Below are 13837 nucleotides of genomic sequence, written 5' to 3'. Positions count from 1 at the left end.
GATATCACATTTTAAAGGGATGGGTGCTTTAGGTGAATGTACTAAGTAATGTAATCGGAATTTATTTAACAGATGTCTGTAATTATAAATGTGTGTTTTGCTCGGTGGATAATCCGTCGAAAAAGGAAGAAAGCATAGAAAAAGAAAATATTTTTAAAATATTAGAGGAAAATAAGGATTCTGATTATCAGGCAGTTGCGCTCTGGGGTGGTGAGCCTACGACCAGAAAAGATTTCTTTGAGATACTCGAAAAAATAAAAGAATGTTGCTATGAAACAGTAATCATAGAAACGAATGGATCGAAATTTTCCGATTTAGAATTCTTAGAAAAAACGCTAAGTAATGGGGTTAATTATTTTATTATATCAATTCATGGTGCGAATGCTCAAGTACAGGATGCTATTTCCCTTGTAGGAGGAAGTTTTGATAGAACTATTAAGGCGATAGAAAATTTAAAAGAGAGAGGGATTGCGGTTAGAACCAACACCGTTGTCAATACGTTAAACTATCAACAGCTACCAGAAATTGTAGAGATGTTAATTCAAAAAAATGTTGATCATATCAATATTTCAGCATTAAGAACTATTGGCAATGCTGCAAGAAATCTTAAAATGGTTACACCGTCATTTTCCGCAGTGAGTGAGAGTGTAAAAAAAGCTTTTGATCTAGCGATTGGAGCAGAAAAGAGTATAAGCTTTGATGTTTTTCCATCTTGCACTGTCAAAGGTTACGAAGAATATCAACTAAAATGGACGAATTTTAAAATGTTTTATGGAGACAAGGTTGTAAATGACTTTGCCAGATTTACTAATAACTTAAAAAGCAAGGGAGCAGTATGCAAGAAATGTCCACAATTAAAGCTTTGTGGCGGTGTTTTTCGTGGGTATGTAGATTTATTTGGATGGAGTGAGTTTGGTTATTAAACAAACTTTTTGTATTCATAGAGGAGATAAGAGTGAAAGATTTTAATTCTTTCACTCACCAAGTTTGTGCTGCGCTAAACTTGGGCTATTAGCTACTCCAAAAAACAGTCGCAGTATGGAGGCTAACAATGAAAGAAGATAGCGTTTTTAGTGAACGGATATTAAAGGCCTTTGCTTCAGTTTATATCAGTATAACAGACAAATGTAATTTGCATTGCAGGCATTGTTCCGAGCGAGATGGAACCGTATTACCGGATGCTTACGAGGAAGATGTTTTAAACTGGATTGATCAGATAGCATACTCAAAGTGTGCGAAAAACATATCGTTTGTCGGCGGAGAACCGTTTTTATGCATTGAGAAGTTAAGGAATTATATAGCTTGCGCAAGCAAAAAAGGATTGATGACAACTGTCATTACCAATGGTTATTGGGCCACAACTCAGGAAAATGCGGAATCCATAATAAAATCAATACCAGGCTTAAGCTGTATTACTGTGAGCTCGGATCGTTATCATCTTGAGTTTATTGACAAAGAAATCATTAACAACCTGGTGAAAGCATGCTTAAAATTGAAGGTTATGATAAATATTAATATCACCGCAGCAAGTAAGGAGGAGGGAAATGAGGTCAAGAAGATATATGAACAATTCCTTAAAAGTAATGTTCAAATCATTGTTTCTCCCATGTTTTACTGGGGTGCCGCTACAAAATTAGTGATAGAAAAGTTTAAGTACCTTCATTCCATCGGTGAATTAAGAAGCTATTGCGAAATACGTAATCATCATATCGACAGCTTAGGAAGAGTATATGCCTGTTGCGGAGCTACGCTGGGGAATGAAACTAATTTTTTATTATTAGGAAACCTAAAGGAGGAATCCTATGATTCTATTATAAAAAAGAGAAATTGCAATCCCTTGTTTCGTTTCCTTGATAAATCTGGACCGAGGGGATTAGCACAATTAATCTATAATAGTACCTATTATGATGAATTTAAGGACTTGGAATTTACACAGGATTGTGAATTGTGTAGAAAACTATTAAATGATAAAAAAATGTATCAATACTTATTAGAACACAAAAGCTGTAACGATATTTTATAGATTAGATTTTAATATACTTTACATACGCCAGTCACCTGTGTGACTGGCGTTATTATTATGGCTAGGAAAAGTTCGTTGTGTTCTCGGTTGTGCATATTTCATTCTGCATAACGACCATTTAAAAATGCTTTACTTTATTCTGTTCCTCACTACTAAAATCCTCGTTGTGTTGGATATAATTCTATATGAGAATTATCACATAAATGTCTCTATCTATTTACTTTAAGAAAGGACCATTGATGCAAAGCCACGAGGGTTTGTAGAATTATTGAAATAGAATTATTGACTACTTAGTTCATATCTGCTACAATAAATACAGACCACATGGTCTATAATAATTTATAAAGAAAACTTTCTAGAATAAGGCTAAATCACTAGATTTATGGTTTGACAATTCTAGATATAAGTAAATCAAATAGCAAACGACGAGAAAAGAGGTGCATAATGAAGAAAGAGGAAAAGACTGAATTAACAAGAGAAAAGATTATAAATGCAGGTATCTTAGAGTTCGGAACCAAAGGATACGAAGGAGCATCTTTAAATAATATATGTAATGATAACGGAATATCGAAAGGTCTTATCTACCATAACTTCAAAGGTAAGGATGAGATTTATTTATTTTGTGTTAGAAAATGCTTTGATACGATTACAACGTATTTGCAGGAGCAGAATATTGGCAGTGATATGCATCTTTATATGGAGTTACGATTTCGATTTTTTTCAGAACATCCACTATATGCTCGAATCTTCTTAGAATCGGTTTTACAACCACCAAAACATCTCATAGAAGAAATAAGGGATTTAAAAAGTAATTTTGATGAGTTTAATATTAAGATTTATCGTTTAGCAATATCAAAACTAACTTTAAGAGATGATGTTAACGAACAGGAGGCTCTCGAGTATTACAGCATGGTACAGAATATGTTTCATGGTTTTTTCCAATATGGAGTTTTTAATAATAATGATTTCAATTCTCTCATGGATGCACATGAAACGAAACTTGCCAAAATACTTGATTTAATGCTTTATGGTATTGCGAAGGAGGAAAGAAAATGATACTTTTATTGCTAAGATTATTTGCTGCAATTTTGATTGCATTTTTTGTAGGAAAGCTATTTTCAAAAATTAAGTTACCGGCAATTCTAGGTTGGCTGATTACTGGAATGATACTTGGGCCGCATGCTATTTCACTGATGAATTCTGAAATTCTCGAAGCTAATTGGTATGAAATAGCGATTCATATTCTAGAATGTGCAGTCGGATTAATGATTGGTACTGAGCTTGTGTGGAAAAGAATCAAGCAGTCTGGAAAGTCTATTATTATAACAACATTAACGCAGTCTCTTGGAACCTTTTTTGTTGTATCTTTGGTATTTGGAGTTGTATTTTATTTTTCCAATATTCCTTTATACCTTGCGTTTATCTTTGGTGGTATTGCCTTGGCAACAGCACCAGCACCAGCACTTTCTATTGTAAGAGAATTTAAAACGGATGGACCAGTGACTAAGACCCTGATTCCTATGGCAGCGCTAGACGATATGGTAGGTGTTGTTGTATTTTTTACTACGATATCAATTGTAGCTTCTAATATTTCGGAGCAAAAACTACCTGCCTATATGATAGCAATCGTAGTACTTTTACCACTTGTTATCGGTGTTATCACAGGTCTGCTTGCTGGAGTGGTTTTAAAGAAAGAGCGTAAAGCGCCAGCAACAATTGCACTTCTTATTGTAACTTTGCTCATTGCATCAGCAGTTGGATTTCTATTTAATAACTATATCATGCCAAAACCAGTGTTAAACTTTATGTTAATCGGTATGGCATTTTCCGCTACCTTTGCTAATATGGTTTCAGAAGAACGACTGGAACAAATTATGCATAGTTTTAATCCAATCTTAGGAATCTCAATGATTGTTGTAATCTTAAATCTAGGGGCACCTCTCGATTATCACTTAATTTTAGGAGCAGGCCTATTTACCGCTATCTATATTATTGCAAGAGCATTTGGCAAATACTTTGGAGCATTCTTTGGAGCCAGTATAACGAAGTCACCTGACACTGTAAAAAAATATTTAGGTCTGACATTATTACCTCACTCAGGGGTTTCGCTTGTATTTACAGGAATAGCGGTTTCCGTACTTTCTACACCTGCGCCTGAGTGTGCAAAAATCATACAAGGTACGATTGCGGCTGCTGCAGTTATAAATGAGATTATTGCCGTAATCGTTGCTAAGAAAGGGTTTGAATGGGCAGGGGAGTTTCATCAAAAAGCAGACATTACGAATGAATAATCTAGGAGTGTCTTAACACGAATTTAACAAAGTTACTCTTTATCCCTTACAAAGAAGGAATGGTAAGAGGCAGCAAATCATTAAAAAAGAAAGTTTTACATCATAGCAATACGAGCTATTTTGTGAAACTTTCTTTTTAAGTGAGTGTAAACAAAACATAGGAATTTCCTTTAATTATTCTTGAATATTTTTAAAGCATCCGGTAAGCTCATACCGTAAAAAGATTAAAAATAAGGCAACTTAACATCCGACACCCTGCGTGCACCAGTGATGAGTGCTCAGCGTCCTTTGACATTAATCTTATCATTTCACAATCCTTGCTATTGGTTTCCTATTTCTATTTAGAATTATAACGAATTCTGGAATATTAAGATATATGGAAAATCAATAAACTTCGAACAATTAATAGAGAAGATTGCTTGCTGACCTTACTTAATTATGCTATGATAGTCGCTGTAAGGGCTGGGGGAATGATATAGGATAAAATATATGGAGGATTTAGATGCGAACAATTAGTCAACTGAAAAAAGAAATTGAGGAATTACACATCAAACCAACAGATACTGTAATGATACATACATCACTTCGTGCAATTGGAGAGGTTGAAAATGGTGCGGAGGGTATTATAAAAGCTTTTACCGATTACTTAAAGGATGGCCTTTTGTTAATCCCTACACACACATGGTCTTTTATAAATGAAGAGAAACCAACACTGGATTTAATGAATCCGATAACTTGTATTGGGACACTCCCTAATATAGCAGCTACTCATCCTCTTGGAAAGAGATCTTATCATCCGACTCATTCCATGACTGCTTTTGGAAAACGTGCTAAAGATTATATTAAAGGGGAAGAAAGTAGTGATACGCCAACATCACCAGATGGATGCTGGGGGCGGTTATACCAAGAAAATGCAAAGATTTTACTCATAGGTGTTGGTCAAGAGAGAAATACCTTCCTTCATGCAGTTGAGGAAATTAATCATACACCACAAAGATTGTCCGAGGAGAAGAAACAATTATTAATTCGTAATGAGGATGGAACGATTGTTAAACGTTATTCACATGTTCACTATAATCCTTACTGCGATCATATATCAGAGAATTATGTGAAGTTTGAGCCTTACTTTTATTATGGCAAAGCGTTATCTTATGGTACCTTAGGAGAAGCAAAAGTTCAGGTATGTGACGCAAGGGGGTGTGCTGATATTATGATAGCAATTTCAAATCACTGTGACTTTGACTTATGTATCGATGATACACCAATACCTTTCCCGGTGGAAGAACTTGATAATTTACTAAAAAAATAGTGTCATCTGGTAATAGCGTTCAGGCAATAGATTTATAAAGAAGAGGGATTCTACTATCCTATACAGGGTTATTCTGTACTAGGATATGGAATAGCCTCTTTTTAATTCATGAAGAGGAAAAGTTCGTGAAGCGTGCTTTTTCTTTTTTTATACGATAATTAGGCTGATACTAAGAAAGTAGAAAGGATCAAATTATTAAAGGAAAATATGATGTTTATGGTAGTAATCCGTCCTTGAAACGACAGCTTTTTCGTGTTATAGTGAGTTGATGTAGTTAATGAAAGAGGAATGTACGAAAGCAATAATTAATGTGCAAAGTATGTTAATTTCTCTTTACTTATCTGATGAGGAAATGAGATAGAATTTGGAGTATTTCACTGTTATAGATAGGAAGTTATAGTAAGTTTCAGAGCTAAATTCGGATACGGATAGGTAAGCGTTAGAAAAGAGGTTAAAATGATGAAAGATTATCTGCCAATAAGCAGAGAAGATATGAATAATAGAGACTGGGAACAATGTGATTTTGTCTATGTCATCGGAGATGCTTATGTAGATCATCCTTCCTTTGGTCCTGCAATTATCAGTAGAGTGTTGGAAAGTAACGGTTATAAGGTTGGTATCATTGCGCAGCCGGATTGGAAGGATGAAAACAGCATTCAGATTTTAGGAACTCCAAGACTTGGTTTCCTCGTTTGTGGTGGAAATATGGATACCATGGTGAATCATTATTCTGTAGCAAAAAAACGTAGAACAACAGATGCTTATTCCCCTGGGGGGCAGATTGGCCTACGTCCTGACCGTGCCACGATCGTATATTGTAACTTAATTCGTAAAGTATATAAAGATGCTCCGATTATCATCGGAGGAATTGAGGCTTCTTTAAGAAGACTTGCCCATTATGATTACTGGAGCGATAAGGTAAGGAGATCTATTTTACTGGATTCTCAGGCAGATATCCTTTCTTACGGAATGGGGGAACGTTCTATTGTTGAAATAGCGGATGCTCTTAATAGCGGAATTTCTGTCAAGGATGTCACCTTTATTGCTGGTACCGTTTATAAGACAAGAGATTTATCTTCTGTATATGAACCGGTCATGCTTCCTTCCTATGAGGAGATTGTGAAAGATAAAGAAGTATTTGCTCGTAGTTTTTATACCCAGTATATAAACACAGATCCGTTTACTGCAAAATGTCTTGTGGAAAGTTATGAATCTGGTGATTATGTTGTACAAAATGTTCCGGCAAAGCCACTTACGCAGTCTGAGATGGATCGTGTCTATGCACTTCCTTACATGCGTGATTACCATCCTAGCTATAAGGAACAGGGAGGAATTCCAGCGATTGAGGAACTGAAATTTAGTTTAACTAGCAACCGCGGTTGTTTCGGTGGTTGTAATTTCTGTGCCTTAACCTTCCATCAAGGAAGAATGATTCAAACAAGAAGCCACGAATCCATAGTGTCCGAGGCAACTCTTCTAACTTGGGATCCTGAGTTTAAAGGGTATATCAATGATGTTGGCGGGCCAACTGCGAATTTTCGTCATACCTCTTGTGAAAAGCAAATTACAAAGGGAGTATGCTTAAATAAGCAATGCCTTTTTCCAAAGCCATGTTCGAATTTAAAGGTTGATCATACGGATTATCTATCCTTACTTAAAAAATTAAGAGAACTTCCAAAAGTAAAAAAGGTGTTCATCCGTTCTGGTATTCGTTTTGATTATCTCATAGCAGACAAAGATGATACTTTTATGAAGGAATTATGTGAAAATCACGTGAGTGGTCAGCTTAAGGTCGCACCAGAACATATCTCTGATGCGGTCCTCTCTATGATGGGAAAACCAGAAAATGCTGTTTATGAAAAGTTTATTGCCCGTTATAAGAAGACAAATGAAATATTAGGAAAGAAACAGTTTGTGGTTCCTTATCTAATGTCCTCACATCCTGGGTCAACAATGAAAGAAGCAGTTGCTTTAGCAGAATATTTACGAGACATCGGATATATGCCGGAACAAGTGCAGGACTTTTATCCAACTCCATCTACCGTTTCAACCTGTATGTATTACACCGGTATTGATCCTCGTACGATGAAGCCAGTGTATGTTCCAAAGTCACCACACGAAAAGGCTATGCAGCGAGCCTTAATACAGTATCGTAATCCCAAGAACTACAAATTGGTAGTGGAAGCCTTAACTTTAGCAAATCGCACTGATTTGATTGGCTATGATAAGAAGTGCCTCATTCGTCCAAGCTATGTAGATAAAGATAAGTTTGGAAGTAAGAATTTCGAGAATGGAAAGAATACTAAGAAAAAAGGCAACATAAGAGGTACAGAAAAATCAAGTCATGGTAAAGAGAACAATGACAATAGTAGGGGAAGCAAGGGTGCACGAGGAGGTTTTGGAAGTAAGATCGCAAGAAGTTCACAAGGTAGTGAGACTGGCCGTTTCGAAGGTAGAAAAGTAGAGAATAAGAAATCTGGTAAGAAGATTCGAAATAATCATAAGAAGAAATAGGTTTTTATGAGATACTCACGTAAAAGGATGAAACATAACTTAACGTGAGTATCCTTAGAGTACATAATTATTTATAGTGTAGAAGTATTATCAAAAGCAGTGGATTTTTAAAGGAAATTGTTTATAACATGTAAGAAAAAATACAGTCCTGTGGATAAAACTTACCCTATGATACAGTGAATGTGACAGGAAGGTAAAGAATAAATAAATTTACATGAGCTATAAAGAAAGGCTGACGCTTCGGCGCGACAAAGTGGCATCGCCCTCAATTTGTTGATTCGCGGAGCCTAGAGTGGCGAAGCCACTTTGTTTCTATTGTGGTGAATTCTGTTATATCCACCCACCATCAAATGTAATTACTTGTCCAGTTAGGTAGGCACTTCCTTCACAAAGTCGATAGACCATATCAGCAACTTCCTCCGTAGTCGCCATTCGTCCCATCGGAATTTCCTCACATAGCGCTTCTCGTTCTTCGGTGGAAAAGCACTGATTCATCTCGGTGTCGATTACACCGCAGGCGAGAGCATTGACAGGAATGTTACTAGGGGCAAGTTCCTTAGCAAGTGCTTTGGTAAAGGAGTTGATAGCGCCTTTGGTTGCGGAATAAACAGCTTCACAAGAAGCACCGCAGTTACCCCACACAGAGGAGATATTTAATATTCGTCCACTTTTTTTTGATACAAACATAGGTACTGCTAAGTGGCAGGTATTAAGTACGGAAACAAAATTAACTTGTAGTAACCTTGTCCACTCTGAAGGAGTCATATCTGTGAATAAACCTACATGGGAAACCCCGGCATTGTTAATAAGTACATCTAATTTACCAAACTGTCGACTTATTTGCTCAAATAGTGCAGCAACTACAGGATATTCACCGATGTCTCCAACAAATTTAAGGCAAGGTACGGACAGAGATAGAATTTCCTCCTGCAAAGAGTCTAGTTGTTTGGATTCTTTCGAGCCATTGATAATAACAGCGTAGCCTTCTTTGGCAAATTTAATGGCAATAGCTCTTCCAATTCCTCGTGAGGAGCCTGTGATAAGAGCAACTTTATTCATTTTAATCCCCATTCTGGCGCTTTGGCGCCTTTTAATAAAGAGGGCAACTTTGTGCGCCAGCACAAAGCGCCGTGTGAAAATCTTTGGTTTTTCACACTAGCTCCATTTCCTTTTTATAACCTATTTTCAATAGTTTTTCTATAATCGTAATTTATTATAGCATAAATTTACAGGTTACAAAAGAATTTCTATTATGTGCCAGATTGGATTTATAACCAAAACATGGTATAATATTGAAGATATTATGCTGTAAGTACCTACAACAACAGAGGTTGAAACACAAGGCGGAATGAAGTGCATTACCATAAGAACTTGTGAACACGGTATATTACTTATACAGTGATTATAATATTCTTAACCCCGAACAAACAATATGATAAGAATTAGCGGAGGACACATAAATGAAAAAGAAATTTGGTGGGATACTAATCCTATTACTGGTAGGAACCGGAATATTTCGCTTCGGGATGATTGCTGGCGCAGCATCAGGGGAGCCTGGCTCAGCTGGGGATCCGTTAATTACTCAAAGCTATTTAGAACAGAGGCTAAGAGAGGTTTCTGGTGGAGAATCTCTACAAAATGGATTTCAAAAGGTGAACATAGCAAAAGGGAAGAGTTTATACTTAAATGAGGGTACGGTATGCATTATCTATAGTGGAGAAGCTACGGTACTTGGAAGTAAGGGATTAATCAATGCAACTCAAGGCTTATTAGCGAAGAATAGTAGTAGTGCTAAGTTGTATCATCAGTATGTGTCGCCATCAAATGCGAGTGGAATGAAGACAAAGGCAAATAGTATCATTTATGTGAAAGGAAATTATTCCATAGATTAGGTAAAATCTATGGAGTTATGGTTATAATATGGAGTGGTTAGGTAAGAGATCGAAAAAGAGAGACATTTGCTTATTGTTATTAGGAACCTTTTTAATTGCAGTTTCTATAAACTGGGTATATGATCCAATGGGGATGGTAACAGGCGGAGTTACCGGGCTTGCAATTGCAATCAAAGAATTAACTTTAAGAGCATTTGATGTAGGAGTTCCAGTATGGTTAACTAACATTATTATCAATGTACCGTTATTTGTAGCAGGATTTTTTGTCTTAGGGAAGAAATTTATTGGAAAAACGTTACTGGGAACAGTATCTTTAACTCTATTTATTTATTTGATTCCATTGCAAAATATGTTTCATAATGACTTTTTGTTGGCAGCAGTATTTGGTGGTGCAATTGGCGGAACAGGAATGGGATTTGTCTTATCTACAATGACGACTACTGGTGGAACTGATCTTTTAGCAATGTTAATTCATGCGAAGAAAAAACATGTTTCAGTTCCAGTGTTACTTATGATAGTAGATGCCTTGGTCGTAATTTTTGGTATCTTAGTCTTTGATATAAATACCGCTCTATATGCAATCATAGCAATCTACATCTCTGCAAAGGTATCAGATGGTATCTTGGAGGGTCTGAAATTTGCAAAAATGGCATACATTATATCAGACAAGTATGAGGAGATAGCCCATGATATTTTGCATGTACTAGACCGTGGAGTCACTGGACTTAGTGCTACTGGAATGTACTCTAACAAGGATAAAAAGATGCTGTTTTGTGTAGTTGCTAAGAAAGAAATTGTTGCTGTTCTTGATATTGTGAGCCAAAAAGACCCAAAAGCATTCGTAATTGTGAGTGATGTAAGAGAGGTGATGGGAGAGGGGTTTATTGAATTTAAACAGTAAAATAGCGTATTCCAAGCGATTTTATGAGTAAAAATACTTATCCAAAGGGAGAATATACAAATTACACAAATCCTTAAAAATTAATTTGTTAAAATGGGATATGGCTTTTATAGGTGATATGTAGTATCATGTACCTATGTTAGTAATTGATTTTTCATGGCAAGTGATTGGTTGTTTTACTTGGCTTGCATGAATGTTAACGTGTAGAGTGCGCAAAAGAATCATAATTAGGAGGAACTAATAATGGCAAGTTTATCATTAAAGAATATTAACAAGACTTATCCAAATGGATTCGTTGCAGTTAAAGAATTTAACTTAGAAGTAGAAGATAAAGAATTCATCATCTTCGTAGGTCCATCTGGATGTGGAAAGTCCACAACACTACGTATGATTGCAGGTTTGGAAGAGATTACATCTGGTGAGTTATGGATTGGCGATAAGCTAATGAACGACGTAGAGCCTAAGGATAGAGATATTGCAATGGTATTCCAGAACTACGCGTTATACCCACATATGTCCGTATATGATAACATGGCATTTGGTCTTAAATTAAGAAAGACTCCAAAGGATCAGATTGACAAGTTAGTACATGAAGCAGCAAGAATTCTTGATATTGAGCATTTATTAGACCGTAAGCCAAAGGCTCTTTCCGGTGGTCAGAGACAGCGTGTTGCTATGGGTCGTGCTATCGTTCGTAATCCAAAGGTATTCCTTATGGATGAGCCTTTATCAAACCTTGACGCTAAGTTACGTGTTCAGATGCGTATTGAGATCTCTAAGTTACACCAGAGACTTGAAACAACTATCATCTACGTAACACATGACCAGACAGAGGCTATGACTCTTGGTACTAGAATCGTAGTTATGAAAGATGGTGTTGTTCAGCAGGTAGATTCTCCACAGAACCTATATGATAAGCCAAACAATCTTTTCGTTGCTGGTTTCATGGGATCTCCACAGATGAATCTTTTAGATGCTAAGGTAGTAAAGAGTGGTAACGATATTAGATTAATGTTTGGTTCTCATTCTATCAAAGTTCCAGAAGCTAAGGCTAAGAAGCTTGTAGAGGGTAACTACATTGATAAAACAGTTGTTCTTGGTATTCGTCCAGAAGACGTTAAGGATGAAGAAATGTTCATCAGCCAGTCTCCAGACAGCACTATCGATGCTACAGTAAGAGTATACGAGTTATTAGGTGCAGAAGTATTCTTATATTTCACAATTGATCAATTTGATATCACAGCACGTGTTAACCCACGTACAAAAGCTAGACCTGGTGATACAATTCAGATCGCTCTTGATTTAACTAAGATTCATTTATTCGATAAGGAAACAGAGCAGGTTATTAGTCACTAATTATGTAAGTTATGAGCCGTCCGATTGGGCGGCTCTTTTTTATCATAAGAAGGAAAAAAGTTCCTATGCTGTCTGCATATTCAGCTTACTAAGTATATTGAATACTCCAGAACATAGCTGTTCAAATAATAAGGGTATGCTATCACCGACCTATGTTCTATATACTCTAATATCTATTTTTTCAAAAAAACACATAGTTTAATGAATAAACTAATAAATATATTGGTTAACTTAACACTTATAGATAAAAAAATTAAAAAATTTACAAGAATTTTAGTTTACTTCTTACGAAATGAGTGTTAAAATGAAAAGCAAGATAATGATTTTAGCAGTTAAATTGATATACTGACACAAAATTAATAAAATTATAGCTTTGCTCTATAAATTCACCCCATGGTGAAGCAGTGAAGAAAAGAAAGGTTCGGTGTGTGTATGATTTCTAATCAAATTCTTCAGAATACGATTGAAGGCCTGAAAGCCATTACAAGAATTGATATCTGCGTAATGGACACAGAAGGTAAAGCGTTAGCAAGTACGATAAACAATGCTGACGAATATGAGAATGCAGTACTTGCATTTGTGGACTCACCTGCGGACAGTCAAGTGTTACAGGGGTACCAATTTTTTAAGGTGTTTGATGAGCACCAACTTGAATATGTCATCTTAGTAAAAGGTGATAGTGATGATGTGTATATGGTTGGTAAGATTGCTTCCTTCCAGATACAAAATCTTTTGGTTGCATATAAGGAAAGATATGATAAGGATAACTTTATCAAGAATCTTCTTCTGGACAACCTCTTACTTGTAGATATCTATAACCGTGCTAAGAAGCTTCATATTGAGACGGATGTTAGACGAGTTGTATTTATTATTGAGACAAAGAATGAGAAAGATACGAATGCCTTAGAAACCGTTCGTGGATTATTCTCTACTAAGACAAAAGATTTCATCACTGCTGTAGATGAGAAGAATATCATCTTAGTAAAAGAAGTAAAGCAGAATGAAAATTACGATGATTTAATGAAGACTGCCAAAGTTATATTAGATATGTTAAATACTGAGGCTATGACAAAAGTTCATGTAGCATTTGGTACTATCGTAAATGAAATTAAAGATGTTTCTCGTTCTTATAAGGAAGCGAAGATGGCTTTAGATGTAGGTAAGATTTTCTATAGTGGACGTAACGTAGTTGCATATAGCAACCTTGGAATCGGACGTTTGATCTATCAATTGCCTATGCCACTTTGTAAGATGTTCATTCGTGAAATCTTTGATGGTAAATCTCCAGACGATTTCGATGAAGAAACATTGACAACAATTAATAAGTTCTTTGAGAATAGCTTAAATGTATCAGAGACTTCTAGACAGTTATATATTCATAGAAATACTTTGGTTTATCGTTTAGATAAACTTCAAAAGAGTACAAATCTAGACCTTCGTGTATTTGAAGATGCAATTACTTTCAAGATTGCCTTGATGGTTGTTAAATACATGAAGTATATGGAGAGTATGGAATACTAATTCGCAGCAACAAAAGAATGCTTCATTGCC

11 protein-coding genes are annotated in these 13837 nt (G+C 35.9%); 10 read left to right on the top strand and 1 reads right to left on the bottom strand.

Features of this window, described 5'->3' with window-relative positions:
* Positions 1-32 precede the first annotated feature (32 nt).
* From CC92_RS0109795 to CC92_RS0109770, 6 genes are all read left to right on the top strand, one after another.
* Complete coding sequence (locus tag CC92_RS0109795) at positions 33-923, top strand: radical SAM protein (protein ID WP_029503064.1); 891 nt, start codon at positions 33-35, stop codon at positions 921-923.
* 128 nt (positions 924-1051) lie between these two features.
* On the top strand, positions 1052-2023 hold the full coding sequence (locus tag CC92_RS0109790; protein WP_034218412.1) for a radical SAM protein: 972 nt from the start codon (positions 1052-1054) through the stop codon (positions 2021-2023).
* A gap of 444 nt (positions 2024-2467) precedes the next feature.
* Entirely contained in the window at positions 2468-3079 is a 612-nt protein-coding gene (locus tag CC92_RS0109785) for a TetR/AcrR family transcriptional regulator (protein WP_029503066.1), read from the top strand.
* On the top strand, positions 3076-4314 hold the full coding sequence (locus tag CC92_RS0109780; RefSeq protein ID WP_029503067.1) for a cation:proton antiporter: 1239 nt from the start codon (positions 3076-3078) through the stop codon (positions 4312-4314). Before CC92_RS0109785 ends, CC92_RS0109780 begins: the two co-directional genes overlap by 4 nt.
* A gap of 502 nt (positions 4315-4816) precedes the next feature.
* Complete coding sequence (locus CC92_RS0109775) at positions 4817-5623, top strand: AAC(3) family N-acetyltransferase (protein WP_051650726.1); 807 nt, start codon at positions 4817-4819, stop codon at positions 5621-5623.
* A gap of 456 nt (positions 5624-6079) precedes the next feature.
* A complete protein-coding gene (locus tag CC92_RS0109770; RefSeq protein ID WP_029503069.1) occupies positions 6080-8137 on the top strand; it encodes a YgiQ family radical SAM protein in 2058 nt (685 codons plus the stop codon).
* A gap of 330 nt (positions 8138-8467) precedes the next feature.
* On the opposite strand, the gene ymfI is transcribed toward CC92_RS0109770, so the two are convergent.
* A complete protein-coding gene (gene ymfI, locus CC92_RS0109765) occupies positions 8468-9196 on the bottom strand; it encodes an elongation factor P 5-aminopentanone reductase (protein ID WP_029503070.1) in 729 nt (242 codons plus the stop codon).
* Positions 9197-9597: 401 nt separating this feature from the next.
* Between ymfI and CC92_RS0109760 the strand changes: the two genes are divergently transcribed.
* From CC92_RS0109760 to CC92_RS0109745, 4 genes are all read left to right on the top strand, one after another.
* Positions 9598-10029, top strand: a complete 432-nt coding sequence (locus tag CC92_RS0109760) for a hypothetical protein (protein WP_029503071.1) — start codon at positions 9598-9600, stop codon at positions 10027-10029.
* Between the two features lie 28 nt (positions 10030-10057).
* The gene (locus CC92_RS0109755; RefSeq protein ID WP_029503072.1) at positions 10058-10930 is read left to right on the top strand and encodes a YitT family protein; all 873 of its coding nucleotides are present in this window, start codon (positions 10058-10060) and stop codon (positions 10928-10930) included.
* Positions 10931-11173: 243 nt separating this feature from the next.
* A complete protein-coding gene (locus CC92_RS0109750; protein WP_029503073.1) occupies positions 11174-12286 on the top strand; it encodes an ABC transporter ATP-binding protein in 1113 nt (370 codons plus the stop codon).
* A 432-nt stretch (positions 12287-12718) separates the two neighbouring features.
* A complete protein-coding gene (locus tag CC92_RS0109745; protein ID WP_029503074.1) occupies positions 12719-13807 on the top strand; it encodes a PucR family transcriptional regulator in 1089 nt (362 codons plus the stop codon).
* Positions 13808-13837 lie beyond the last annotated feature (30 nt).

The organism is Lachnoclostridium phytofermentans, from assembly GCF_000733755.1.
GTDB lineage: Bacteria > Bacillota > Clostridia > Lachnospirales > Lachnospiraceae > Lachnoclostridium > Lachnoclostridium phytofermentans_A.
This window is presented reverse-complemented; position numbering and strand designations above follow the sequence as displayed.